Source organism: Paraburkholderia agricolaris (assembly GCF_009455635.1).
Lineage (GTDB): Bacteria > Pseudomonadota > Gammaproteobacteria > Burkholderiales > Burkholderiaceae > Paraburkholderia > Paraburkholderia agricolaris.
The window spans coordinates 1,853,696-1,878,773 of record NZ_QPER01000002.1; the positions used below are offsets into that span (position 1 = coordinate 1,853,696).

Below are 25,078 nucleotides of genomic sequence, written 5' to 3' on the forward strand. Positions count from 1 at the left end.
GCGCGCGAGCGCACCGACACGGTCCAACTGCTTAGCGCCAGATGATCGATCCCGGCTCCGGGCAGACCCACGATGACTGCAGGCGCTCGCGAATCTCGGCGAGGGACTGCCTGACCAGCAATTCGCCGTTGCGAAACACCGGAGCCAGCGCGCCGTGTTCAGCCTGCTCGACAGTCTGCTGTTCGTACAGCACGAAGCGGTCGCCTTCCTTTTCGACGCGCAACAGCCCCTTGGCGGATTTCTTGGTGCCGTCGTCCGTCGCCGGGTCTTTGTAGATATCGACTGCTTCACCGCCCACTTCGGCATAGATCGCCTTCAACGCGTAGCCGAAAGTGTCGCGGGAATTCATGCCGTACACATAGCTGCCGATACCGAGCACCACATTGCACGAGGCAAACCCCTTCGCCGCCAAACGCAGCATGATGTCGCGAGCGCGGGGCAGCGTGATCGAGTCGCCGTAAATGAGCCCGACATGCGAGTCCAGAACCTTGTAACCCTTGGCCGTTGTGGTGCCGCCGTAGATGTTCCAAAGGCATTCGACGGCGCCCGTGCGCTCCGCCTCGGTAATCGGCTCGCCGCTCTCCTTGACGGTGTACTTGCCGTCTTCCGATACCGCTGGCTGGCCGTTCCCCTGAACCAACTCCGCGTCGGTATAGCCGGTCAGGATCTTCACCGGGTCGCCCGAGTCGGGACGGAACACCACCTTGGCGTTGCCGAGCGCATCGGGCTTGCGTGCGAGGATCTCCGCCTTGAGTTCGTTCGCGATGCTGGTCATGACGTTCCAGAAGTCGAACGTATCGCTAACGATGGAGACCATCCCTTGCGGGTAGCCTTCCGTCACGAACTCGCGGATGACTTCCAGTTCCGCCTTGCGGCGCAGCGCTTTGGGGTCGAGCATCGCGTGGGCGGGATCGCGCGCGAGGCGTTGCAGGGTCAGCAGAATGCGCAGCGCCATGACGCTGTGTTCGGATGCCGGAATCGAGCCGCCGACCAGTTCACGGTCCGCATTCGCGCCATAGTGGTCTTCGAGGTAGTCGATCGCTGGAATCGTATCCGTGCCTGTGAAGGACAACAGGTGGCCGGAACCGCAACGCATCGCGTCGTGCACGCCGCTCATGCCGCGCATCGAGAAATCATGGCCTTGCCAGCTCACGAATTCGAGCGGCGCGCCGGTCAGGTTTGCGAAGTAGATCAGCAGTTTGCGGAACTCGAACGCGATGGTCGCCACCGTGGAGGGCTTCCACGATTCGCAGCTGAAGATCGTTTCGAAGTACGTCGAAACCCACGGAAAGTCTGGATGGGTGTTGATGAAGATGACCGGCGGCACCTTGATGTCCACCCGCGAGCCCTCCGGCAGCGAGCGGATCTCAAGCGGCAGATAGCCCAGATCATGCAGGTCTTCGAGACTGGACACCGGAACCGCGCCCGGACCCAGGGCCGTGTCCATGCGACGCTTGTATTTACGTATGGCCTGGGTCTTCGGCTTGCGGAAGAACTCACTGTCGAACAGGTCGATCAGGAACTCCTGGATGAAGCCTTGCAGACCGAACCAGACAACCTTGTCGTCGAAGAGCTCACGCAACACCGGCGCGTACTTCGCCGAACGGGGCGTGAAGTTCGCGACGAGTTTCGTGGTCGAACCCGGGTACATTGACGGGTGGCCGGTCTTGTAGAAATCGGCGAGGTTGAACGGGACGAGCTGGTTTTTCTCGAGGACTTCTGTGCGTTCGGGGGCGTTCATGAAAGTCTCCTGCGATGGGTTCAGACCACCTGGCAGCGGGTGTCGCTGGTCCAGTTGTTGCGTGTGAAAACCGTCTGGTAGTGTTCGAGAAGAGGGCCGAGGCCTTTGCTGAAAATACCGTGGGTGACGTACAGATAGAGCGGGTGATTCTGACGCTGCCCGGCCTGCCGCGTTCGCAGGGCCGACGCCAGTTCGGTGAATGTGCGCCCGCCGTCGCAGATATCGTCCACGACGAGCAAGGGGCAATCGGGCAGATCGCCCACCACCTGAGTGCCGGTGATCTTGCCAGTTTGGGTATTGCGGACCTTTTCGGCGAAAACGACTTCGAGTTCCAGCGCACGAGCCAGATACATCACCCGCTTGCGTGCGCCGGCATCCGGCGCGACCAGTGCGACGCGTCCCAGGGCGGCTTGCGCCCGGCGAAGCGACGGCAACGGATCAGCGATCACGACCCGGTTCAGCAAGGCCGTCACGACGTCGCTGTGCGGGTCCTGAATTTCGACTTGCGTGTAGTTCTGCGCATTGATCAGGTCGCAGAATACCCGGGCGCTCAGCGCCTCGCCGGCATTGGCCACGCGGTCCTGGCGAGCGTATGGCACGTAGGGCATCGACAACCGGAGCGGTGTGCCCGGATAGCCGCGGCGCAGTGCATCCGTGACCAGCAGCAGCGTCATGACCGACTCTGCGTCGGGCAGGTGGGCCTGAATGCGCAGCGCCTCGGCGGGCAGATCCAGTTCCACGGCGACATTGACCTCGCCACCTGGGAAGACCAGTTTGCGTATCGGCAGCACCTGTTCGGACCGATCGCGTGACACCGCAAAAACCTGAATCATTGCTATCCTCCATGGACCTTCGTCGAGATGTTCGACTAACTTGGTTCAAGTATAATCCGACTTAGTTGAGTTTTGCAACTAAGTATGGAAAAATACTTGTGCCGCATATTCGGCAGGGGATTTTCCAATGAAACACAGCCACACCACGCCGGACGTAAGCGTCGACATTGTTTTGCTGACTTTGGACGATGGGCGGCTGAAGGTTGCGCTACACCGGCGCGAGCGCTCGCCTGGGAAAGGCAGTCTGGCGCTACCGGGCGGTTACGTGCATGTGGACGAGGATGCTTCCATGGAAGCGACGGCCTACCGCGTGCTGCGGGACAAAACCGGGCTCGTACCGCGTTACCTCGAACAGTTGCGAACCTTCGGCGGCCCTGATCGCGATCCCCGCGGCTGGTCGGTTGCCGTCGCGCACGTCGCGCTGATTCCGCACGCCGAACTGAGCGAGGCCGGGGCAGGGGTATTTCACTTCTACGACGTGGACGAGCTTCCGGAACTCGTCTTCGACCACGCCGGGCAGGTTCAGGAGGCGGTGCAGCGCGTGCGCAACAAGGCAAGCTATTCCACGCTGCCGTGCTGGCTGCTGCCGGAACTGTTCACGTTGACGCAGCTTCAGGGCATTTACGAACAGATTTTTGGCGAGACCGTGTCGCGCGGTACGTTCCGGTCGCGTTTGGGCATCAAGGTGGGAGAACTTACGCCGGGTGAAGCGGCTGACGAGGCGGACATTCTGATTGCGACCGACCAGTTTCAGGGCGGCAATCAGCGTCCGGCTCGTCTTTTCCGGGTGAACCGGCTCAGTCTTTTCAAGCGGGCATTCTGGTAACGGCATGCCCGTGCGTGCGCGGGCCTATTCAATAACCCCGGCTACCGCCTGCGCCGTGGCTGCCGACAACGTCCACCCCAGATGCCCGTGGCCGGTGTTGTAGAACACGCCACGCCGCTTGCCGCGGCCCACCTTGGGCAGCATGCTCGGCAACATCGGCCGCAAGCCCGCCCACGGAATCACGCGCGACGTCGACACCTCTGGAAAATGCCGGCGCGTCCAGTCCACCAGCGGAGCGATCCGGTCCGAGCGGATATCGCGGTTAAAGCCGTTGATCTCCGCCGTGCCCGCCACCCGGAAACGATCAACACCGAGCCGGCTCGTCACGATCTTCGCGCTATCGTCGAGCAAGCTGACCCACGGCGCGCGCTGTTGGCTGACTTCATCGTCGAGGTACACGGTGATCGAATAGCCCTTCACCGGATAGACGTTTACGTGATCGCCCAGCATCGCCGCAAAGTCGCGGCTCTTCACTCCGGCGCACACGACGATCCGCTCAAAGGCAAAGCGCTGTAACTCGCCCTCGAGATTGACCGTCATCGAAAACCGTCCTTCGGCCGGCTGGTCGATCGCTGTGATCTCGGCATCGTAATGAAACTCGACGCCGTGCCGCGCGCAGGCGCTGGCGAGGCCGCGTGTGAATTTATGAATGTCGCCGGTCGAGTCGGAAGGCGTGAAGAAGCCGCCGAAAAAATCGCCCTGCAGCGCAGGCTCGATCTGCTGCAACTCCGTGGCCGTCACCGGATTGCGATCGAGACCGCCTTCGCGCAACAACGCATTCACCTTGTTCGCCGCGTCGAATTCCTTGCGGGTCTTGTAGATGTGCAGAATGCCGCGCCGCTCCAGATCGAAGTCAATCCCTTCGCGCTCGGCAATCGAAAACAGATGTTCGCGCGCCGCAATCGCGAGCCGGACGGTCTCGACCGTGTTCGCGCGGTAATGCGGAATCTGCCGCAGAAACTCTCCCATCCACGAATACTTGTGCCACGTGGGCATGGGATTGAGCAGCAGCGGGGCGTCGCGCGTGAGCATCCAGCGCAGGCCCTTCAGTACGGTGGCGGCGCTGTTCCAGACTTCGGCATTGCTGGCGGACAACTGCCCGCCATTGGCGAACGAGGTCTCCATCGCAGCATAGCGATGACGTTCGAACACGGTGACGTGGTGGCCGCGCTGCGCGAGGGCGTGAGCAGTCGTGACGCCGGTAATGCCGGCGCCAATAATGGCGATTCGTGACATGACATGATCCAGAGTAGTTGGGCATCACCGGTGTCGATTTCGTGTCGAAACCGGCGTCGATGCCCCATCTGTCCATGTACCTGAGAGTTTCTTCCCGCAAGCAGAGGAGCGCGATCTAGGCGCCATGCCGGGAATCCCCTTCGGTGGGCGCGCACGGCGCCGCTCTCCAGATGTTCCTGCTGCGCGGTCCTTTTGCCTGAGAGTTTCCGGGGCGGTTGCTCCGTCGGCGTCGTCACAAGCCTCTGACGATCTCTCCCGCACTGCATTGCAGAACGGCTCGACAATACCGGGCAAAAAATTTCGCCGCAAGTGTTTCGTGTGATGCCGCGCCCAATCGATCCGGCGACCCCTTGCGCGGGGCAGGCTGAAAAGCCCCATCGGCAGGACGGCGATTGGGTTGGCGTGGGCGACATCGGCTATGACATCGGCTATGACATCGGCTATGACATCGGCTATATTCGGCGGCATAGTGCCCGCCTTCAATCGACAGAGGAGCCGCCGTGCCCACTGCTACAACGTTGCTCGCTTTCGCGCTGGTCTCACTCGGCATGGTGCTTACGCCGGGTCCGAACATGATCTACCTGATCTCGCGATCGCTCTGCCAGGGGCGGCGCGCCGGGCTCGTGTCACTCGGCGGCGTCGCGCTCGGCTACGTGTTCTATATGTTTTGTGCCGCGTTCGGTATCACGGCGCTGCTGTTGACGGTGCCCTATGCGTACGACGCGCTGCGTTTCGGCGGCGCGCTTTACCTGTTGTATCTGGCCTGGCAGGCGGTCAAACCGGGTGGCCGCTCACCGTTCCAGGTGCGCGACCTGCCGCACGACAGCCGCCGCAAGCTCTTTACGATGGGCCTCGTCACGAACCTCGCGAATCCGAAGATCGCGGTCATGTACCTGTCGCTGCTGCCGCAGTTCATTTCGCCGGGGCACGGCAGCGTGCTGTCGCAATCGATCGCGCTCGGCTGCGTGCAGATTGTCATTGCGGTCACGGTCAATGCGCTGATTGCCAGCATGGCGGGTTCGATCGCCGGCTTTCTCGCCGGGCGCCCGGTGTGGCTGCTGGTGCAACGCTGGCTGATGGGCACCGTGCTCGCCGGCCTGGCCGTGCGGATCGCGTTCGACGCGCGCCGTTAAGCCACGCGCTGAAGACGCGCGCGAATCTTCAGCGCTGTCTTGCGCGCCGGCTCGTCACAACGCCTTGTACATGATGGTGGTCGAATCGAGCCGCTCCTCCCGCGTGTCGCGGCAAAACTGCGGAATCACACCGGCCGTTTGATAACCCAGCGCGGTATAGAGCGGCTCCGCTTTATCGCCGGTGCGCGTATCGAGTGTTAGCAAGCTGCGTTGCAGTTGCCGCGCACGGCGCTCCAGCTCCACCATCAGCGCTTTGGCAATGCCTTGGCGGCGAAACGCCGGGTGAACCAGCAGCTTGCGCACTTCGGCGCGATGGCGTTGATTGGGCATCGTGTCGTAATCGAGTTGCACGGTGCCCGCGATCGACTCGCCATGACGCGCGACGAACAATACCAGCGCGCCCGCACGCAGCGACGGCAACACCTTGCCGCTCCAGAACGCCTCACTCTCTGCAACGCTATGCGGCAGCACAAATCCCACGCTCGCGCCGTCATGGACGCAGGCACGCAGCAGCGCGCCGAGTTCGGGCAGATGCCGGACGAGCTCGTCGGCGGAGAAGGTCGTGATAGTGGTGGCGCTCATGTTGGCTGGAACTCAGACGATGAAGAGGATGTAGCGGGCCGCGCTGTGCGCGGGAGTGGCGAAAGCGCTGGGGCCGAATAACTGATAGCGCAGACAGTCACCGGCTTGCAGATCGTGACTCCGGCCGTCGACGGTGATCTGCAATTGCCCTTCGAGCAGGATCAGATGATGTTCGATGCCGGCTCGCGGCGACGCGTCGTAATCGATTCGCGCGCCGGCATCGAGTTCGCATTCCAGTGCCTCGCCGCTCAGCGCCTGAGCCGGCGGCGACACGGAGCGGCGCCGGAAGCCGCTGCTCGCGTCGGTCCAGACGGCCTGCGCATTGCGCGGGACCAGCGGCGCGAAGTCTTCTTCGACCATGTGCATGAGGCGCGACATCGGCAAGCCGTAGGCGACGCACAGCTTGCCCAGCACGCTGGCCGTGGGGCTCACGGCGGCGTTTTCGAGGCGGGACAGCGTGGCGCGGCTGACGTTGCTGAGTTTTGCGAGATCGTCGAGGGACCAGTTGCGCTCAGCGCGCAGCGCTCGCAGACGCTGGGCGATGCGGCGGTCGATGGCGTTGTCGTCGGAGGGTGTGTTTTCCATATTCGGGAAATTATCTCTAATGCGGGAATGCGTCAACGAGAAAAAAACACTCAAAGGGACGCGAACGCGTTCAGGACGGCCGGGGCATCGCAGAGATTCGTACACCGCGCGTGGCCTGGGCGTTTATGATGGTGCCCACCAACTAAAACCCGCCGCCCGGTTGCGCAACGGGGCTGTGCATCGATCACGCACACCGTCCACGAGACCCGGCGGCGCTTGCCGCGACATCCTCTATGAACTCCACTCCCGACGCTGTTTCCCGCCCCTCCATCCGCGCATTGACCTTGCTTGAAGGGCGCGTGCTCGGCGTGCTGGTCGAAAAGCAGCACACCGTGCCGGACAGCTATCCGCTTTCGCTAAACGCACTGACCTTGGGCTGCAACCAGAAGACCGGCCGATCGCCCGTGATCAACGCGACCGAAGCCGAAGTGCTGACCGCCGTTGACGGCCTGAAGCGCCTGAGCCTCGTAATGGAAGGCAGCAGCAGCCGCGTGCCGCGCTTCGAGCACAACATGAATCGTGTCCTGGGCTTGCCGAGTCAGTCGGCGGCCTTGCTGACCACGTTGCTGCTGCGCGGTCCGCAGACCGCCGCCGAATTGCGCCTGAACAGCGCGCGCCTGCATGGATTTGCCGACATTTCGTCGGTCGAGGCGTTTCTCGATGAACTCGCGGCCAACGATCCGCCGCGCGTGGTGAAACTGGCCCGCACACCGGGCGAACGCGAAAACCGCTGGATGCATCTGCTGTGCGGCGAAGTCAGCGCGAGCGATCTCGCTCAGCCGGGCGGGGAAGACGAGGTGGTGCCGCTGTCGGCGTTCGAGGCGGTAAAAGCCGAGCAGAAACGGCTTGCCGATGAGCTGAGCCGGCTTCAGGCGGTGGTACAGCGCATGGCCGCTGAACTGGGCATTGAAATCGATGAAGCGTCTGGCACGGGAGACTGAAGCCCGATTACCTGCTCGTGCGCTGCGAGTGAGCGCGCGAGCGGCCGGAAACTAGAACTTGTAGTTCACCGAAGCGAGCGTATTGAGCTCGAATCTTTTTTCGGTAATCGGACTATTGGCCGCGTCGTGCTCCAGTCGCCCGAAAGTCGCGGAAACCGAGCCATTCCAGTGTTTGGAAAAGTCGTACGTCACCATGGCGTTCATGTGGATGTCCCGTACGCCGGCGCTGGTGCCATACGTGGGCAATCCCGAGGCCGCGCTCTGCTGTCCGGACACGCCGAAGAAAGTCCGTGTATAAGTCCCGTTCGCCCACGTAAAGCCCGGACCCACGGAGAACAGCCAGCCGCCAACCGGCGCGGACGCCACGAAATCCGTGCTGACCGTAGTCCCCTGGTGATGGCCGGCGATATCCTGGTACAACGCCACTGAGCCGGTAAACGCCCACCACGTGTAGTCGGCGAAAAGCTTCAGTTTTGGCCCGCCATGCACGTCGCCCAGTCCATGCAGACGCGGGTCGTCGGACTCCTTGCGAGTCTGGAAGTCGAAACTGAACGCCGCGCCCACGTGATAGGCCGGGCCGCGCAGCACGTTGACACCGAGCACGTCAGGACCCTGCGAGAAAATCCGGTCGTCGTAGGAGATGTCCAGCGAGGGAAACGGGAAGAAGTTCAGCTGTCGCGACCCCGGGTATTTGGGGGTAATCACAAGGCCAGGCCCCACGCCGATTTTCCATTTGCTGTCGGTGGCCGCGCTGGTGCCCGCCTCAGATGCCGCATTCGGACTTGCATCGTCCGCGTAGGCCGCGCGCGCGGCGCACAGGCCGAGAGCCACGGCGAGCAGCAGCGACCGGCGTGCGGTTTGACCGAATCTGGGCGTACTGCGCTGCGACGCGCGCGTGGCCTTGGCCGGCGCGGTCATACGCGCTCCTTGCCAAGTGCCGCGAGTTGCCTGAGGCGCCGCGCCAGGGCCTTCGAGACCACCGGTTGCTTGCCGCTGTCGCCGCCGCCATGGGCCACTTCACTCTCGCGCAGAAACAGCGCGGTTTCACGCGCGACGATTTCGCGCTCGTTGTCCGACGTAATCATGTGATACGAATCGTCCAGCCAGATTGTGCGTAAAAAGGCGGCGCCGATATTCGCGGCGACAAAGCGTGCATTGCGCGGGCTCGACGTCTCATCGTCGATTGCATGAACAATCAGGCAATCGGTCTTGATGTCGCGCACCTGCGTGCGCACACTCGCGGCGAGGCGGCTTGCCTCGTGCAATGCCGGCAATGAAATCGTCGACGGACCGACTTCGCTGAAGTCGCTGCGCTGCATGGCGCGGGCGATCTTCGCCCTCAGCGCTTCGTTGCGCAAGCCGAACGGTGCTTCCTCGCGGTAGCGCCAGCGTTTGCGCAGTGGCGTGAAGTACGCCCAGTTGAGCAGGAATCGATACCAGGGGATCGCCCAGCCGTCGTAAGAGAGCGTCAGCGACAACAGCACGAGCGACTGCGCCGCGGGACGGCGATGCGCGAGCGCCAGCGCCAGCGCCGCCCCGATCGACAGCCCGCAGATCGAGACGTGCGCAAAGCGCGCGGCCAGCGCGTCGTACTCGCGCACGGCGGCGTCGAGCCACGCTTCCATCGCCGCTTCTTCGGAACCGGCGCTATAGCCCGGCAGGACCGGTGCGCAAGCGGTGAAGCCCTCGGCATTCAGATAGCGCGCGAGAAAGCGTAATTCGAGTGGCGAACTCGACAGTCCGTGCAGCATCAGCACGGCATGATCGTCGCCGGGTAAGAACAGGCTCGTAGGCTGGCTCATGGATCAGTCTCCGATCCGCAGCACGAGAAACTCGCCAGCATGCGTGGTGAAGCGTTCGCACATGCACTCGGTCAGCCTCGACGCGCCGTCGGCGCCTTTCATGCGGACGCGATGACTGCCGGGCCACAGCGCCTTGCTGAGCCGCTGGATGTCTTCGGTATCGACGTCGGCAAAACGCGGGCCCGGTGCAATTTCGTTGGGCAGACGCGGCAACAGGCCTTGCGTCTTGATGTCGTCCACTTGCTGCAGCGCGTCGCGTTCGAGCGCCTGAATGAAAACGAAGGTCCGGTGATGGTGCGACAGATGGCGCAGCAGCCGGTGCGTTTCGTCGACGGCGCGGCGTGCGAGCAAGCGTTCGTTGTCGTGGCGCAGCAGCATTTCATAGCGTGACTGCGCGACCGAGGCGATCAGTTCGGCGCGAAACTGCGACCGGCGCAGACGTTCGATCAGGAAGATGACGAGCAGCGTCACCAGCGGATACGAGATCAGCAGAACCAGGTCGGCGCTATTGAATACGGTGATGGTTGCGTAGGGCGGGACGAACAGATAGTCGGCGATGCCGAGGCCGAGCAGCATGACCGCGAGCGCCGGCGCCAGCCCGCAAAAATACTCGACCAGGGCCGCCGCGATGCAGAACGCGGTGCCCGGCATGATCGGTCCGAGTAGCGGATGGAGCAACATGCGCACGCCGCTGGCGATCGCCAATGCGGCGGCCGCGGTGAGCCAGGCGCGTGTTCCCCGTGGTGCCCAACGACGGGCGTTTTGGACTTCCATAATATTTTTTTTAGGGAGCGATTGCGCTTCCCGATTGAGTGTGGCACTGCGCTTTAAAGCGCAGGTCGGACAATACCATAATCGGACCGGCGTAAAGGTCCCGAAAGAAGTAAATACCGGCGGCCTCAGCGGCCGTATTGTGTTGCGAGGCGCCGATCGAAAAACGTGCTCGTGAATAGGGGTATTCTCACTGGCAAATCGCACGCCCGCGGGTTTGGCAGGTATACAGCAGGCGGCGCCGTTGCTTCAATTTGAGTTAAGCCAATTTACAAATGACACAGAACATTTACGACGACCCCATTTTCTTCGAGAACTACAGCCAATTGGGTCGCTCGAGGCAAGGCCTTGCCGGCGCCGCCGAATGGCCGGCGTTGCGCGCGATGCTGCCGGAGATGGGTGGCCTGAAGGTGGTCGATCTTGGCTGCGGCTATGGCTGGTTCTGCCGGTGGGCGCGCGAAGCGGGCGCCGCCACGGTGCTCGGCCTCGATGTTTCGCAGAAGATGCTGGAGCGGGCGGAATCGTCGTCGAACGATCCCGCCGTGACCTATGCCCGAGTCGATCTCGAACATCTCGACTTGCCGGAGGCCGGTTTCGATCTCGTCTATAGCTCGCTCGCGTTTCATTACATCGAAAATCTGCGCGGCCTGTTCGGCATGGTGCACCGCGCGCTGGTGCCGGGCGGGCGCCTCGTGTTCTCGATCGAACACCCGATTTTTATGGCGCCGCGTCAGCCAGGCTGGTCGGTCGATGCGGATGGCCATAAGCACTGGCCGCTCGACAGCTATCAGCTGGAAGGACCGCGCGTGACGAACTGGCTCGCCGACGGGGTCGTCAAGCAGCACCGCACCATCGGCACCTTGCTCAATCACCTGATCGGCGCGGGCCTCACTATCGCCCATGTCGACGAGTGGGGGCCGACCGAGGCCGATCTTGCCGCGCGGCCTGAACTGGCGGAAGAGCGCGAGCGACCGATGATGCTGCTGGTGTCCGCGATACGCCAGCCTTAAGGCGAAGGGATGACCGCTCAGGCGTCGCGGCTTCTGCGCGGTTCGTCGGCGAGGGTTCGCTGCGTACGGTAAAAGACCCGTGGCGGCACGTTCGGCGAATCTTCAGCCAGCCTGTCGAGTTCGTCACGAATCGCGGCCAGATAGTGGCCGTCGCGGGCATCCGCGTCACCTGCGAAGATCGCTTCCAGCCGGCGCCGCACCGCGCCATAGCGCGCGCCGGCCGCACGATGCTTCTCAGCCCGCTCCGCGTATCGGAAGAATGTTTGCAGCGCGGCGGAGACCGCCGCTGCCACGCTGACGACGCCCACGAAAATCCTGAGCGCCGGTGACACAGCCGTCGAATTCAACGACGCAAACACGGCCGTGCCCACAAAGGCCGTCAACACGGTGACCAGCCAGCCGATGCCGCGTTCTCGCGCGCAGAGCAGGTCGGCCATGTCGTAATGGCTCATCTGGGATTCGCGCGCGCGCCGGATCCACTTCAACAGAAGCTGGTCTTCGTCGACCGGGGGCTCGTAGGCAGTCGGGTTTTTCATGGGGCTCGTCGGGGCTCTTCAGTGTCGCCAAGCGTAGCGCATGGGTTTGACGATACTGTGCCACATGCGGGCAACGAACTGATCGCCGCGCAACCGGCGCGGTGGATCAGCCGAGCAGACGGCGCACCCGTGGAATAACTTCCTCGGCAAAAATACGCATATCGGTCTCGAACGGCTGGAATTGCAGCATGAACAGTTCGATTCCCGCGCGATGAAACGCGGCGATCCGCTGCGCAACGGTGTCGTAGCTGCCGACGAGGCCAGCTGCCGTGCCGCCGTTCGAGCCCACGCGCGGGGTTTGCGCGAAGGTCTGGAACATCACCGCCTTCGGGTCGATGTTCGATTTCTGTTGCTCACGCAACGGGGCGTCTTTCGCGGCCAACGTGAAAAGATGATCGAGGTGCCGATTGGCGGCCTCATCGCTTTGGCGCGCAATCACGAACGCCGACAAACCAAAACGCAACGGCTCATGCGACTCAGGGCGCTTGCGCCCCGCGACATTCGCAATCAGCGCTTTGACATCGGCGAGGGGCTGGCCGTTGATGAACCAGACGTCGCCTTTGTCCGCGACCAGTTCCCGGGCCGGTTCCGATTCACCGCCGACATAGATGCGCGGACGGCTGCGAAATGGGTCCGCGGGCCGCAATAGATAGTCATCCACATTAAAATGCGCTCCGCGAAACCGGGTGCGTTCGCCACGCAGCAAGGAATCGACCACCGTAATCCACTCGCGCCCGTAGGCATAACGCGCGTCGTGCTCCGCGAAGCCAATGCCGGCACGCTCCAGTTCAGGGCGATTCCATGCGTTGACAAGATTGATGGCGAAGCGCCCACCGCTGATGTGTTCGATCTGCTGCGCCATCTTGGCCAGCACCACAGGGTGATACAGATAAGGCTTGATCGCGGCGATGATTTCGATGCGCCCGGTCAGTGCCGCGAGCGCGGCCGATGCAGTCCACGCTTCGAGTTGATCGAAATCGGAATTGTGCGGATTGATCGTATGTTGCGCGACCAGCACGGAGTCATAGCCGAGCCGCTCCGCTTCGAGAACGAGGGCCTTGTTTCTCGCCCATGACGCGTCGTACGGTTCATCGGGGTCCTGCAACGCGGCACGGCTGCCGTGAACCAATGCCCAGATGCCGAAGCGGGGAGGGAGTGCCGAGGTCATGCAGAAATCTCCACGGGAAAGCGTGTTCGTCAATTCGCATCAAACCTCGAATGATGAGCGATGCCACCGTCACGCGTTCCAATTTCTGCCCATATCGATCGATGAAATCGGTCTTTGGGCATGCGTCGTTCTTTTATATATTCGTCGATTCCGCCTATGCACATGGACGTTGATCGATGCCACCCGTTTTCTCCCGCTCCCGAATCCTGCGACGCCTCTGCGTGTGCCTGACCTTGATCGGCGGCGTGCTGTCGGCCGGCGTGGCAAGCGCTAACGAAACCGTGTCGATCAGCTACCAGCGGTCGTCGACGCTGTTCATCCTGCTGAAACGAACCGGCGCGCTGGAAAAGAAACTCAACGCGCTCGGCTATGACGTGAGCTGGCACGAGTTTTCGACGGGCCTGCTGCAATCGCTGAATGCCGGCAGCGTCGATTTACATGCGGATGTCGCGGATGCGTTTGCGCTCTTCACGCAGGCTGCCAACGCACCGCTTACGTACTACGCCGAAGAAACCTCCGCGCCCACCGCCCAGGCGATCATCGTGCCGCCGGATTCGCCGATTCATTCGGTGGCTGACCTCAGGGGCAAGCGCGTGGCGGTATCCAAAGGCTCGGGATGCAACTTCCTGTTGCTGAGCGCTCTGGCTAAAGCAGGGTTGACGATCAACGACATCCAGGTGCGCTATCTGGAGGCGCCCGATGCGCTCGCCGCATTCCGTGGCGGCAACATCGATGCATGGGCCATCTGGGACCCGTTCCTCGCCGCACAGCAGCGTGACGCGCACGTTCGCGTGGTGGCGGACGGCAGCGGCGGGGTCGCTCAATACAACCGCTTTTACACGGCGACAACGGCCTTCGCCGATAAGCACCCGGACGTGCTGCGCGTCGTATTCGATGAATTGAACGCCACCGGCAAGTGGGTCAAAGCGCATCCCCAGGAAGCGGCGCAGATTCTCGGCCCGGTGTGGGGCAACATTCCGGGGCCGACTGTCGAATTGGCCAATAGCCGTCGCAGCTATGAGATCGTGCCGGTGAAACGCGATCAGCTGGCTGAGCAGCAGCGCATTGCCGACACCTATCGTGCGGCCGGGCTGATTCCCGCCGCCTTGAAAGCGACGGACATCCGTATCTGGACGCCACCGGCGAAGTGATTCACGTATCCGGATCACGCCGTCGATCCGACATTCAGTGTGGGATAAACCAGCGACGCAGCGCTTCTTCCAGGCCGTCGGTGCTGTTTTCTTCAGCGACCCAGGCCACGCAGGCGTCCGGGCGGATCAGCATCGAAGGTCCTGTCTCGACGGCGACGCAACGTATCCTCTGCGTGGTTGCCGCAACGCGCCTGGAAACAGTCTGCCCGGTTGACGCGTCGAGAAGAACGCCCATGCCATCCTGCATGACATCGTAGAGCGAGACGCCGTCATCGCCCTGGCTGATCGGCCGGTTGCCAATCAGCCGTCCGACCTCGTCGCGTTGCGAGCCGAGATCGTAGCGGGTGGCAAGGCCGCTCATCATCTCGCCGATGAACCGGTTGACGTCATCGAATTGCATGAGGTTCGCGACGAGCTCACGCATCGCGCCGGATTGCGGATCGGGCCGCATGATGGCCATCTGGGCAAGGGTGTTGGCCAGAACGGTTTCGGCGACGGGCCGCCGCTCGGCCGTGTAGGTGTCGAGCAGGCTGTCGGGCTGCTCGCCCCGAATAACCGCGGCGAGTTTCCAGCCGAGGTTGGCGGCGTCCGCGAGCCCGAGGCTCAGGCCCTGACCGCCGAACGGCGAGTGGACATGCGCCGCGTCGCCGGCAAGCAGCACCCGGCCCCGGCGATAGGTATCGACGAGCCGCGTATTGTCCGTCCACCGGCTGCCGCTTTCGAGCGCTTTCACACGGACATCTTTGCCGCTGATACGCCGTAGTACGGCTTCGATCTCCTCACGTGTGACGGGAGCCTGCCGATCTTCGGGCGGACCGCTGAAGTCGAGCATGGCCAAACGGCCCGGAAACGGCCCATAAGAGAACACGCCCCCCGATGTGCGACGCCAGCCGCTGGGCAGCAGGTGTTCGGGATGGTCGATCTCGGCGACCGCCTGGTACATCGTCATGCCTGGAGCCGTACCGGGAAAGTCAAAACCGGCCATCTTGCGGATCGAACTGCGCCCTCCGTCGCAACCAACCAGGTAGGTGCAGCGAATACGGCCTGGGCCTTCGTCGGCCGGGGAAGTCCACTCCACCTCGACGCCGTCTTCCTGCTGGACCAGACGGGTCACGTCACACCCCCGGCGCACCTCGATCCCTAGCGCGTGCACCCGGTCAGCCAGCATGGCTTCCACGGCGCGCTGGTCTACCGGGTGGGGACGCCGCTCCGGTTCCTTCTGTGCATCCTTCCGGATCAGGGACAGGCCGGCAAAATGGCCACTGAACCTGGAGCCCCGACCCCGCACGTCCGGTCCGTTCTGATCGGTGAACTTCTTCATGGCCGCGAAGGTAAGCTCTTCGGCGGCGCTGATAGCCTGGGTCATGCCGCGGCGCTGCAACGCTTCGCTCCCCAGCGGTCCGATCCCCAATGCCTTTGCTACCATGCTCGGAGCCGCCAGGCGCTCCAGCACGAGGACGCGCGCGCCGGCCAAAGTCAGCTCAATGGCGCTCAGAAGCCCGACAGGACCGGCGCCCACAACGACAACATCAATCGATTCACTCATATACCAAGTCTCAATGTGTACTCAGTACATAAAATATGCGATAAACTAGCGACATGTCAATGCCGACCGACCTCCGATCCCGTAAACGCCTTGCCACGCGGCAAGGTATCTCCAATGCCGCCACGCGCCTCTTCCTCGCGCGGGGCTTCGATCAGGTGACAGTGGACGAGATTGCGGCAGCCGCCGACGTCGGGCGAATGACGGTGTTCAATCACTTTCCCCGCAAGGAGGACATGTTCTTCGATCGCGACGAGGAGGGGCGCGAGCTTCTGCGCGAAGCCTTGCGGCGGCACGACCCGCGCGTCGCGCCGATCGAAACGCTGCGTCTGCTCGCTCACAGGCTGGTTGCGGAACGGAGCCCGTTCGTCGAGTTTTCTGACGCGAGCCGGGGCTTCATCGAGACGATCGAGGGCAGCGAAACCCTCAAGGCGCGGGCGAGAGCGATACGCGACGAACTCGCACAGGCCGTAACGCTGGCGTTATCCGAATGTGCGGGGCGGGAGACGGCCGATCCCGATGCGCGTCTGGCGGCCAGTGTGCTGCTCGCGACGTGGACCGTCGCCTTTATCGAGGCGCATCGGACCTTTCGGGAGAAGCGGGATACTGATGAAGCGAATGCCGTTTTTCTGGCTATTGTCGATAAAGGAACCATCGGCCTGAAAGCGGCGATGGCCGACACGCCTTACGCCTGAGTAATCAGCTTCGGCCTGCTGACGCTCAGCGCAGGATTTCCCGCCATTCCTCCTTTCCGCCAACGCTCTTAAGGCCGCTTACGCGGCCTTAGTCGTTTTAGCGCGTGCTTTTAAGACTGCGTCGCAGCAGTGGAAGCTTCCGGGTTCCGGGCCACACCGAACCTTTCCTGATGTGCTTTTCCGTTCAGGTAGAAGTCACCGATCGCGGCTTCGCGGGTGATCGCCGGGTTGTGCGATGCGAGCACTCGCGCATTGCGCCAGTAGCGATCGAAGCGGCGCGTTTCGCTGGTTGCCGATGCACCGCCCACTTCGAATAGCAGCGTTGCCGCTTGCAGGGTCTGCTCGATGACAATCTGCTGCGCCTGGAAGGTCTGGATATCGAGGCGGATATAGGTTTGCTCGTCGGCCCGGCCTTCCTGCCGCGCCACGGATACCGCATCGATCGCGCCGGCGAGCGATGCGCTGATACTCTGTGTCGAGTAAGCAAGGCTCGCGAGACGGCCGACGACACGATGCACCAATGGATTGTCGCGCGGGCTCGATTCACCCGGAACACCGAAGGCTCTCGTCCTGGCTTGCGTGAACGTCACGGCATCGCGCAGCGCCGCACGGCTGATGCCGGCCAGATTGGCGATATGCAACGCCTGATAGTACGCAGTCAGCAGACTGTTGCGGCGAGGTTCGGCCGCACTATAGCGGCGGTACAGATTGTCGAGCGAGACCGGCACATGCTCGAAACGCGCCGTGCCGCTGCCGGTCAGGCGCTGCCCGAAGCCATCCCAGTCGTCGATTCGCGAGAGGCCTGGCGTGTCGCTCCTGACGAGCACACGCACGTCGCTCTGTCCGTCGTGTGCGGTGACGTCGACCCAGTCCGCGTAGAGCGTGCCGGTGGTGTAGTACTTTTCGCCGTCGAGATGCCAGGCGCCGTCGGTTTGCGTGAGACGCACGCTGTTGTTGGTGGTGCCGGTGCGCTCGGATACGGCGCCGCCGATGATCTGTCCTTGCGCGATGCGCGTGAACCAGCGGTCGCGCAGCGGTTCGTCGCTACTTTCCAGCAGCGCTTCGATGAACCCGCCGTGTACGCGCAGGATTTGCGGAAGGTTCGAGTCGGCCTCGCCAAGCCGCGTGACTAACGCGAGGAACGCCGTGAATGTAACGCCTTCGCCACCGTACTGTTTCGGCACGCGCAGTTTGGTGTAGCCGGCCTCGCGCAACCATTCCACGGGAGCGTACGGGAGTTCGCGATTCTGCTCGCGTTCTACCGCGCCTTCGGCGATGCGGGTGAAGACGGGAATGAAACGCCGGGTCAGCTCGTCTTCAGCGAACAGTTCTGCTGCGTCTGCGCCAAGTTGATCTGGATTCTGGTTTCGCTGCGATTCTGATGCTGGCATGAGTCCTCCAATACGGGTCCGCAAACTGGGAACGGTACGGGAGGGGATGAGGGCCTAGCAACCAAGTATTTGGTCGATTCTTAGAAGGTGGCGTGAAATGGTCTGTTTGCCGGTGCGCCGGTGCGCCGGTGCGCTGGAGGCGCTGGAGGGCCACGACGCGCTTGATGCGCTTGACGCAGGTAGCGCGATGCGTGGCAAAGCAACTGCCACGCCCCTCTCATTCGTACGAAAACGCGCCGCCGAACTTGTCCATCCGCTCCAGCGCCATACCCGAGCCGCGCACCACGCAGGTCAGCGGCGCCTCGGCGACGAACACCGGCAGGCCGGTCTCTTCGGCAAGCAGGCGATCGAGGTCGCGCAACAGTGCGCCGCCCCCTGCGAGCATGATGCCGCGCTCGGCGATGTCGGCGCCCAGTTCCGGCGGCGTCTGTTCGAGCGCGATCTTCACCGCCGAGACGATCTGGTTCAACGGGTCGGTGAGGGCTTCGAGAATCTCGTTGCTGGACACCGTAAAGCTGCGTGGAATGCCTTCAGACATATTGCGGCCCTTGACTTCCATCTCCTTGACTTCGGAGCCCGGAAAGGCGGAGCCGATTTCCTTCTTGATCGCCTCGGCGGTCTGTTCGCCGATCAGCATGCCGTAGTTGCGGCGAATGTAGTTGACGATCGCATCGTCGAACTTGTCGCCGCCTACGCGCACCGAACCCTTGTAGACCACACCGCCGAGCGAGATCACGCCCACTTCGGTGGTGCCGCCGCCGATATCGACCACCATCGAGCCGGTCGCTTCGGAGACGGGCAAGCCGGCGCCGGTGGCCGCGGCCATCGGTTCTTCGATCAGATAGACCTGCGAGGCGCCGGCGCTATGCGCGGCTTCCTTGATCGCGCGGCGCTCGACCTGGGTCGAACCGCACGGCACGCAGATGATGATGCGCGGCGACGGCGCGAACATTCGCGACTCGTGCGCCATCTGGATAAAGCGCTTGATCATCTGCTGGGTGATGTTGAAGTCGGCGATCACGCCGTCCTTCATCGGGCGGATCGCCTCGATATTGCCCGGCACCTTGCCGAGCATCTGTTTCGCTTCCTTGCCGACGGCCAGAATGATCTTCTTGCCGTTCGGGCCGCCTTCCTGACGAATCGACACCACCGAGGGTTCGTCCAGCACGATGCCCTTGCCACGCATGTAGATAAGGGTGTTCGACGTGCCGAGGTCGATTGCCAGGTCGTTGGAAAAATAGCCACGCAGAAAACCGAACATTCAAATTCCTGTCTCGCTGATACCGGACGCGTGAGCGCGCCGCTTGGGAATGCCGCCCGAAGGCGGCAGGCGACCAGGTGGCGGTCGGGAGAGAGGGAAGAATAACAGTTTCGGCAGGCGGACTACCTGGGTGCGCGTACTCGCAATGCGTTGTTGGCCTGCCATTTGATGCGTTCGCAATTGCTTTTGACCCGCGCCGCGAACTCCGCCGGGGTGTTGAGTTGCAGCGAGCGCATCTGGATCGTATCGCTATCGCCGCGCCGCCAGCCGTTCTGCCAGCGCGTATCGAACTGGCTGGCCTCGGTGAGCACCTTTCTCAGCTTCTCCTTGTACTCGGCCACCTCCTGCGCGGAGACGCCACAGAATTCCTGGTCGAAGCGGGCACGCTGGCCTGCGGCTTCCGCGCTGGCGTTGGCACTGTCCTCGCTGGCCGACGCGGGCCGTGGCTGCGCCAGCAGCAGAAGCGATAACAGCAGCGCCAGCGCGAGCAGGGGGCGGCGGCAAGATTGGTTTTTAGACACGATTGGCTCCTTCTGGCCGTATTCCGGCGCCGCAACGAATCGCGGGGGATCGCGCGAGTAGCGCGCGAGTAGCGCGCGAGTAGGGCGGCAGCAGCTGCTGCCGCCCATCTTACCGTGTCTGGCTGGAGCCTCCACCGGCCGGCGCTGCCCGCTTGAAAACGGCGTTGTGCCGCATGGCAGCGTGCTGCCGTCAACATTACCGGATCGTAATCATCTCGCGCTCCGCTTGCCGGTATGATTTAGCGGTCAAGCACAGCGGAGCACTCCCCATGCGAATCCTGGTGATCGAGGATGAGCTCAAAACAGCGGCTTATCTGAAGAAAGGCCTGGAAGAATCCGGCTACGCGGTCGATGTCGCGAACGACGGCCCACAAGGGCTGATCCTCGCACAGGAAGAAGAGTACGACGTGATCGTGCTCGACGTGATGCTGCCCGGCATGGACGGCTGGACTGTCGTCAAGACCTTGCGCAGCACGCGGACCACGCCGGTGTTGTTCCTCACCGCACGCGACGATGTCGACGACCGCGTGCGCGGTCTCGAACTCGGCGCCGACGATTATCTCGTCAAGCCGTTCGCCTTCGTCGAGTTGCTGGCCCGCGTGCGTACGCTGGCACGCCGGGGGCCGCCGCGCGAAAGCGAACTGATCAAGGTGGGCGATCTGGAAATGGACGTCAATCGCCGGCGCGTGAAACGCGGCGGCACGCGGATCGATCTCACGCCGCGCGAGTTTTCGCTGTTGCAGTTGCTGGCGCGCCGTCAGGGTGAAGTGCTGAGCCGCACGCAGATTGCGTCCTATGTGTGGGACATGAATTTCGACAGCGATACCAATGTCGTCGAGGTGGCGATTCGCCGGCTGCGCACCAAGATCGACGATAACTTTCCCGTCAAGCTGATTCACACGGTGCGCGGCGTCGGCTACGTACTCGAACTGAAGGACGCCGCTTGATGCGTGGCCGCTCGCTCGCCGCAACGCTCGCGCTTGCCTTCGGTGTCACCACGCTCGCGGTCTTCGTGCTCGTCGGGAGCTTTCTGTACCTTGCGCTGGAAAAACAGATCAAGGCGCAAGACGATCTCGACATCGTGCTCGCCGCACGCCACGCACGGCGGCTCGCTCAGGAGCTCGACACGGCGAAGGGGATTCGCGAGCACGGCGACCGGCTCACCAGTCTCGTGCTGGGCAATGAAGCGATGTCGATGGAGGTGTTCGGTCCCGATGGGCATATGGCGATCGAACACAATGCTGGGGAGACCTTCCCGGCGCTGGGCGGCACGGCCGGCAGCGCGGCTTCCGCTGTTTCAAATGCATCGAGTGCTCCCATAGCAGTTGGTGGGGCAAGCGAGCCGGACGAAGCGAGCGCGGCAAGCGATCTCCAGGATCCCGGCGAGACCGCCGAACCAGGCGGCGTCCAGACGATCGACGCGTTGCCGCCACTCACGCGCATTGCCGCTTCGGCGCGCATTACCGACGCGGACATCGGCACCTGGACCGGCCGTCACGGTGCGCCGATCCGCGGCATTCTCGCGGATGCGCGCTTGCATGACGGCGACACGGCGACCGTGCTGATCGCGCGCAACATGAGCGACCGCTGGCGGCTGCTCGACCGCTATCGCGACAAGCTCAACGTCGCCGGCGCGGTGGGTGTGATTCTCGCGGTGCTGCTGAGCTATCTGCTGATTCGCGCTGCGATGCGGCCGCTGCGCGATATCGCGGCGAGCGCGGCCGGTGTCACGGTCAATCGTCTGAATACGCGAATCGCGGTGGCGCGCGTACCGAGCGAACTTGAAGCCCTGGTGAACGCACTCAACGCGATGCTCGAACGCGTCGACCGTGGCTTCCAGCACCTGTCGCGGTTCACGGCCGATCTTGCGCACGACATGCGCACGCCGCTTGGCAATATGCGTGGCGCCACCGAAGTCGCGCTCGCCAGGCCACGCTCCACCGAGGAATACGAGTCGCTGCTCGCATCGAATCTGGAGGAATGCGACCGCCTCGCGCGAATGATCGAAAACGTGCTGTTTCTGGCCCGTGCTGAGCATCCGCAATTCGTCAAACATATGCGCGAGTTCGATGCGGGGCAGGAACTGACGCGGATCGCCGAATACTTCGAGGGTCTTGCCGACGACGCGAATGTAAGCGTGCAGGTTTCCGGTTCCGCGATGCTGACGGCAGATCTCGAACTGTTCCGCCGCGCGGTCAGCAATCTGCTTGCCAACGCGATTCGCTATACGCCACGCGGCGGCGAAATCGCGCTCGATGTCCACGCTTCCGATGATAAGGTGCGCGTCACCGTATCGAACCAGGGGCAGCCGATTGCCTCCGAGCATCTCGAACGGATTTTCGACCGTTTCTATCGCGTCGACCCGTCGCGCAGTTCCTTGCCTTCGTCCGGCGTGTCGCAAGGCTCGCCGGGTTCGACGGGGCTCGGGCTTGCTATCGTCCGCACGATCATGGAGTTACACGGCGGCGCCGTGCATGCGGAAAGCGACGCGCAGAGCACGCGCTTCGTGCTTACGTTCCGGCGGGTTTAAGGGCTGGCAACGTCCCACCCAGCGCCTTCAACAACAACACGCTCGATTCCAGCCGTCGCGCCGCGATCTGATCCGCGGTGCGCTGATTCGTCAACGCAATCGTCTGCGCCGTCACCACGTCGAGATAACTTACCGCACCCGCATTGAAGCGATTCGTCGTGAGCCGCAACGACAGATCGGCGGCCGTGGTCGCGCGCTGCTGGCTGGCGGCTTCGTCGGCAAGTGAATGCAGGGCGGACAGATTGTCCTCGACCTGCTGGAAGGCGACTAGCACCGATTGCCGGTAGTCCGCGACCGCGCCGTCGTACTGCGCCGTCGCGCCATGCAGGCTGGCGGTACGCTTGCCGCCGTCGAACAGCGTGCCGACCAGTTGCGGACCGAGCGACCAGAACAGGCTCGGCGCGCTCAACCACGGCGCGAAGAAGGTGCTTTCCAAGCCCGCGCTCGCCGACAGCACCAGATCGGGGAAGAACGCCGCGTGCGCCACGCCGATCTGTGCGTTCGCCGCCGCCACACGCCGTTCGGCGGCTGCAATGTCAGGGCGGCGTTCGAGCAGTTGCGACGGCACGCCGACGGGAATCGCCGGCGGCGTCGCGGCCGAGTCGTTCGGAGGCAGCGTGAAGCTCGAGGCCGGCTCGCCGATCAGCGTGGCAATCGCATGCTGCATCTGCGCGCGGGTGACGTCGATGTCGGTGTCCTGCGTACGGGTCGCTTCGAGTTGGATGGTGGCCTGAGCGACCGCGGAGGCATCGATCGCGCCGTCTTTCAGTTGCTGCTGCAGCAGCTTCAGGGCGGCGGCGTAGGCGGTTACGCTGTCGTCGAGCAGCTTCTTTTGCGTGTCGAGCGAGCGCAGGGAGAAATAGTCGACGGCGAGATCGGCGCTCATCGACAGACGCACGGCTTCGAGATCGGCCTCGCTCGCAGCGGCATCGGCCCGCGCGCCGGTCACGCTGTCGCGCACGCGGCCGAACAGGTCAGGTTCCCAACTCGCCGATACGCCAGCCGAATAATCCGGTACGGTCTTGCCCGCGAGCGATTTGCCCTCGACGTTCTGCGAGGTCCGCGAACGATCCTGTGCGACGCCGGCCGTGATCGTCGGGAAAAAACCGGCGCGCTGATAATCCACCATCGAGCGCGCCTGCTGGACCTGCGCAACCGCTTTGCGCACGGTCTGGTTCGAGACGTCGATGCGGGCTTCGAGTTGATTCAACACCGGGTCGTTGAAAATCGTCCACCAGGGGCCGCGCGGTGCGGTGTCTGCCGGCGCGGCCTGGGCCCAACCCGGCGCCGTGCCAGCGTACTGCGAGGGCACCTGGACGGCGGGACGCTGGTACGGCGGCAACGTCGAGCAGGCGCTCAGCAGCGCGCCGATCAGCACGGCCGCCAACGAACGGCGTAACAGCGGACGTAACAGCGGACGTGACAACGGACGTGACAGGCAGTTTGAAGACATTCGGCTCATCCTTTCCATGACAGGCGCTCAGCCATGCGCGGCCGGCGCGATCTGTACGAGCTGACCGGTACTCAGCGAATCGCCGGGGTTGTCGATCACACGGTCGGTCGCGGCGAGGCCCGTGGTGATCTCCACATGCGTGCCGAAATCGCGGCCGATGTGCACCGTCCTGAGCACCGCACGGCCATTGCCGTCGACCACGGCAACCGTCACGCCATCGGGACGAAACAGCAGCGCGCTCACCGGCAGATCGAGCGCCGGTGTGGTCGATTGCAACTGCAGATGCACCTGCGCGTAAGCGCCGGGCAGCAGCGCGCCGTCCTTGTTGTCGACGTCGACCTCGACGCGCAATGTGCGGCTCGACGGATCGATCGAGCCGCTCGTGCGGGCTACCCTGGCCGCGATGTGCCGCCCTGGATACTGCTGGGCGCTCAGATAAACGCCGGTGTCGGGCGTGACGTAGGGCGCGTCGTTCTGCGGCACGTCGACGAACACGCGCAGCACGCCGGTCTGCTGAATGTGAAACAGCTCGCCTGACATACCCGGCGTGCCGGGCGTGCCGCCCGCCGTCACCAGGCTGCCGACATCGACGTTGCGCGCGGTGATCGTGCCGTCGAACGGCGCGGTGATCTTTTCGTAGGACACCAGCTCGGCCAGATGCGCGACGTTGGCCTGCGCCGACGCCAGCATCGCGCGCCGTGCTTCCATGTCGCTGAGCTTTGTATCCGCATCCTGCTGCGCGACCGATTGGGTTTTCAGCATCTCCTGCCAACGCTGCGCCGTGGTTTTCGCGAAGTCGAAGTTGGCCTGCGCGGTGGCTTCGTCGGCACGCGCCTGGCGCAACTGTGCGTCCAGATCGGGGGCGTCGATCGTGGCGAGCGTCTGACCGGCTTTCACCTGGGTGCCGATGTCGGCGCTCCAGTGCGCGACGTAGCCGCTCGTGCGCGCATAGATCGATGCTTCGGCAAACGGCGTCACCGCGCCGGGCAGCAGCAATTCGTGGACAGCAGGCGCGGGGCGCGGTGAGACCACGGACACGCTGAGCACGCTTTGCGCTTGCGTCTGTTGCGTGAGCGCAGCGCTTGTATGCAAACGCGGCACGATGCCGGCGATCAGCAGCGCCGCGGCAAGGCCGGTCAATGCCAGCGGCCACATGCGGCGGCGCGGCTTCGGGCTGGCAGGCAAGTCGGCGGCGCGCGGGTCTTCGCTGGCGCTCGCCGGCTGAGCCGACCCAGCGGCATGCGCGGTGTCGGCGGCGCGGGGCGCTTCGCTGCCCCCGGCAGCCTTGGCGACGCGATCAGCCTCGACGGCCGGTTCAACCCCGTCGCCGCGGTCGGGTGGAAGTGATGAGTTGGTCATGAGCGGGCTC

General features: G+C 63.5%; 24 protein-coding genes and 1 riboswitch. Of the genes, 8 read left to right on the forward strand and 16 right to left on the reverse strand.

Annotation, left to right across the window (positions count from 1 at the left end; all coding sequences use genetic code 11):
• Window positions 1-31: 31 nt before the first annotated feature.
• Together GH665_RS29665 and GH665_RS29670 are read right to left on the reverse strand one after the other, a co-directional pair.
• Window positions 32-1,741: a nicotinate phosphoribosyltransferase gene (locus tag GH665_RS29665; protein WP_153140754.1), complete on the reverse strand. Its 1,710-nt coding sequence runs from the start codon at window positions 1,739-1,741 to the stop codon at window positions 32-34.
• Between the two features lie 20 nt (window positions 1,742-1,761).
• Window positions 1,762-2,574 (reverse strand): phosphoribosyltransferase family protein, encoded by an 813-nt coding sequence (locus tag GH665_RS29670; RefSeq protein WP_153140755.1) that lies wholly within the window; start codon window positions 2,572-2,574, stop codon window positions 1,762-1,764.
• A gap of 127 nt (window positions 2,575-2,701) precedes the next feature.
• On the opposite strand from GH665_RS29670, the gene GH665_RS29675 reads away from it, so the two are divergent.
• Window positions 2,702-3,400 carry an NUDIX hydrolase gene (locus GH665_RS29675; RefSeq protein WP_153140756.1) on the forward strand — a complete coding sequence of 233 codons (699 nt, stop codon included), beginning with the start codon at window positions 2,702-2,704 and terminating at the stop codon, window positions 3,398-3,400.
• A 24-nt stretch (window positions 3,401-3,424) separates the two neighbouring features.
• Here GH665_RS29675 and GH665_RS29680 read toward each other — a convergent pair whose 3' ends face one another.
• Window positions 3,425-4,636: a D-amino acid dehydrogenase gene (locus GH665_RS29680; protein WP_153140757.1), complete on the reverse strand. Its 1,212-nt coding sequence runs from the start codon at window positions 4,634-4,636 to the stop codon at window positions 3,425-3,427.
• A gap of 174 nt (window positions 4,637-4,810) precedes the next feature.
• Window positions 4,811-4,904, reverse strand: a riboswitch (glycine riboswitch).
• Between the two features lie 232 nt (window positions 4,905-5,136).
• Between GH665_RS29680 and GH665_RS29685 the strand changes: the two genes are divergently transcribed.
• Window positions 5,137-5,769: a LysE family translocator gene (locus GH665_RS29685; RefSeq protein ID WP_028194522.1), complete on the forward strand. Its 633-nt coding sequence runs from the start codon at window positions 5,137-5,139 to the stop codon at window positions 5,767-5,769.
• Window positions 5,770-5,823: 54 nt separating this feature from the next.
• Here the strand turns inward: GH665_RS29685 and GH665_RS29690 are convergent, their stop codons facing one another.
• Window positions 5,824-6,351 (reverse strand): GNAT family N-acetyltransferase, encoded by a 528-nt coding sequence (locus GH665_RS29690; RefSeq protein ID WP_153140758.1) that lies wholly within the window; start codon window positions 6,349-6,351, stop codon window positions 5,824-5,826.
• A gap of 12 nt (window positions 6,352-6,363) precedes the next feature.
• Window positions 6,364-6,936 (reverse strand): helix-turn-helix domain-containing protein, encoded by a 573-nt coding sequence (locus GH665_RS29695; protein WP_153140759.1) that lies wholly within the window; start codon window positions 6,934-6,936, stop codon window positions 6,364-6,366.
• Window positions 6,937-7,169: 233 nt separating this feature from the next.
• On the opposite strand from GH665_RS29695, the gene GH665_RS29700 reads away from it, so the two are divergent.
• Window positions 7,170-7,877: a YceH family protein gene (locus GH665_RS29700; protein ID WP_153140760.1), complete on the forward strand. Its 708-nt coding sequence runs from the start codon at window positions 7,170-7,172 to the stop codon at window positions 7,875-7,877.
• A gap of 51 nt (window positions 7,878-7,928) precedes the next feature.
• On the opposite strand, the gene GH665_RS29705 is transcribed toward GH665_RS29700, so the two are convergent.
• Genes GH665_RS29705 through GH665_RS29715 form a run of 3 tightly spaced genes read right to left on the reverse strand, consistent with a single transcriptional unit; the run spans window position 7,929 to window position 10,453 of the window.
• Entirely contained in the window at window positions 7,929-8,795 is an 867-nt protein-coding gene (locus GH665_RS29705) for a MipA/OmpV family protein (RefSeq protein ID WP_153140761.1), read from the reverse strand.
• Window positions 8,792-9,679 carry an alpha/beta hydrolase gene (locus tag GH665_RS29710; RefSeq protein WP_153140762.1) on the reverse strand — a complete coding sequence of 296 codons (888 nt, stop codon included), beginning with the start codon at window positions 9,677-9,679 and terminating at the stop codon, window positions 8,792-8,794. Before GH665_RS29710 ends, GH665_RS29705 begins: the two co-directional genes overlap by 4 nt.
• A gap of 3 nt (window positions 9,680-9,682) precedes the next feature.
• Complete coding sequence (locus tag GH665_RS29715; RefSeq protein WP_153140763.1) at window positions 9,683-10,453, reverse strand: DUF4118 domain-containing protein; 771 nt, start codon at window positions 10,451-10,453, stop codon at window positions 9,683-9,685.
• Between the two features lie 272 nt (window positions 10,454-10,725).
• Here GH665_RS29715 and GH665_RS29720 point away from each other — a divergent pair, with 272 nt between their 5' ends.
• Window positions 10,726-11,460, forward strand: a complete 735-nt coding sequence (locus GH665_RS29720; protein ID WP_153140764.1) for a class I SAM-dependent methyltransferase — start codon at window positions 10,726-10,728, stop codon at window positions 11,458-11,460.
• Window positions 11,461-11,477: 17 nt separating this feature from the next.
• Here the strand turns inward: GH665_RS29720 and GH665_RS29725 are convergent, their stop codons facing one another.
• Window positions 11,478-11,996 carry an SLATT domain-containing protein gene (locus GH665_RS29725; protein WP_153140765.1) on the reverse strand — a complete coding sequence of 173 codons (519 nt, stop codon included), beginning with the start codon at window positions 11,994-11,996 and terminating at the stop codon, window positions 11,478-11,480.
• 106 nt (window positions 11,997-12,102) lie between these two features.
• Window positions 12,103-13,164: an LLM class flavin-dependent oxidoreductase gene (locus GH665_RS29730; RefSeq protein WP_028194513.1), complete on the reverse strand. Its 1,062-nt coding sequence runs from the start codon at window positions 13,162-13,164 to the stop codon at window positions 12,103-12,105.
• Window positions 13,165-13,340: 176 nt separating this feature from the next.
• On the opposite strand from GH665_RS29730, the gene GH665_RS29735 reads away from it, so the two are divergent.
• Window positions 13,341-14,315, forward strand: a complete 975-nt coding sequence (locus GH665_RS29735; protein WP_153140766.1) for an aliphatic sulfonate ABC transporter substrate-binding protein — start codon at window positions 13,341-13,343, stop codon at window positions 14,313-14,315.
• Between the two features lie 34 nt (window positions 14,316-14,349).
• On the opposite strand, the gene GH665_RS29740 is transcribed toward GH665_RS29735, so the two are convergent.
• A complete protein-coding gene (locus GH665_RS29740; RefSeq protein ID WP_153140767.1) occupies window positions 14,350-15,861 on the reverse strand; it encodes an FAD-dependent monooxygenase in 1,512 nt (503 codons plus the stop codon).
• A gap of 59 nt (window positions 15,862-15,920) precedes the next feature.
• Here GH665_RS29740 and GH665_RS29745 point away from each other — a divergent pair, with 59 nt between their 5' ends.
• On the forward strand, window positions 15,921-16,553 hold the full coding sequence (locus tag GH665_RS29745) for a TetR/AcrR family transcriptional regulator (protein ID WP_246216411.1): 633 nt from the start codon (window positions 15,921-15,923) through the stop codon (window positions 16,551-16,553).
• Between the two features lie 110 nt (window positions 16,554-16,663).
• On the opposite strand, the gene GH665_RS29750 is transcribed toward GH665_RS29745, so the two are convergent.
• The 3 genes from GH665_RS29750 to GH665_RS29760 form a co-directional block, all read right to left on the reverse strand.
• Window positions 16,664-17,944: an acyl-CoA dehydrogenase family protein gene (locus tag GH665_RS29750; protein WP_153140769.1), complete on the reverse strand. Its 1,281-nt coding sequence runs from the start codon at window positions 17,942-17,944 to the stop codon at window positions 16,664-16,666.
• Between the two features lie 217 nt (window positions 17,945-18,161).
• Entirely contained in the window at window positions 18,162-19,205 is a 1,044-nt protein-coding gene (locus tag GH665_RS29755) for a rod shape-determining protein (RefSeq protein ID WP_028194510.1), read from the reverse strand.
• A 122-nt stretch (window positions 19,206-19,327) separates the two neighbouring features.
• Window positions 19,328-19,726, reverse strand: coding sequence for a hypothetical protein (locus tag GH665_RS29760; RefSeq protein WP_153140770.1), 399 nt, complete (start codon window positions 19,724-19,726; stop codon window positions 19,328-19,330).
• A gap of 269 nt (window positions 19,727-19,995) precedes the next feature.
• On the opposite strand from GH665_RS29760, the gene GH665_RS29765 reads away from it, so the two are divergent.
• A complete protein-coding gene (locus GH665_RS29765; RefSeq protein ID WP_153140771.1) occupies window positions 19,996-20,673 on the forward strand; it encodes a heavy metal response regulator transcription factor in 678 nt (225 codons plus the stop codon).
• Window positions 20,673-22,256, forward strand: a complete 1,584-nt coding sequence (locus GH665_RS29770; protein WP_153140772.1) for a heavy metal sensor histidine kinase — start codon at window positions 20,673-20,675, stop codon at window positions 22,254-22,256. Before GH665_RS29765 ends, GH665_RS29770 begins: the two co-directional genes overlap by 1 nt.
• Here GH665_RS29770 and GH665_RS29775 read toward each other — a convergent pair.
• Together GH665_RS29775 and GH665_RS29780 are read right to left on the reverse strand one after the other, a co-directional pair.
• Window positions 22,237-23,709 carry an efflux transporter outer membrane subunit gene (locus GH665_RS29775; RefSeq protein WP_153140773.1) on the reverse strand — a complete coding sequence of 491 codons (1,473 nt, stop codon included), beginning with the start codon at window positions 23,707-23,709 and terminating at the stop codon, window positions 22,237-22,239. The two genes, GH665_RS29770 and GH665_RS29775, sit on opposite strands and share 20 nt — an antisense overlap.
• Window positions 23,710-23,736: 27 nt before the next feature.
• Window positions 23,737-25,068, reverse strand: coding sequence for an efflux RND transporter periplasmic adaptor subunit (locus tag GH665_RS29780; protein ID WP_153140774.1), 1,332 nt, complete (start codon window positions 25,066-25,068; stop codon window positions 23,737-23,739).
• Window positions 25,069-25,078 lie beyond the last annotated feature (10 nt).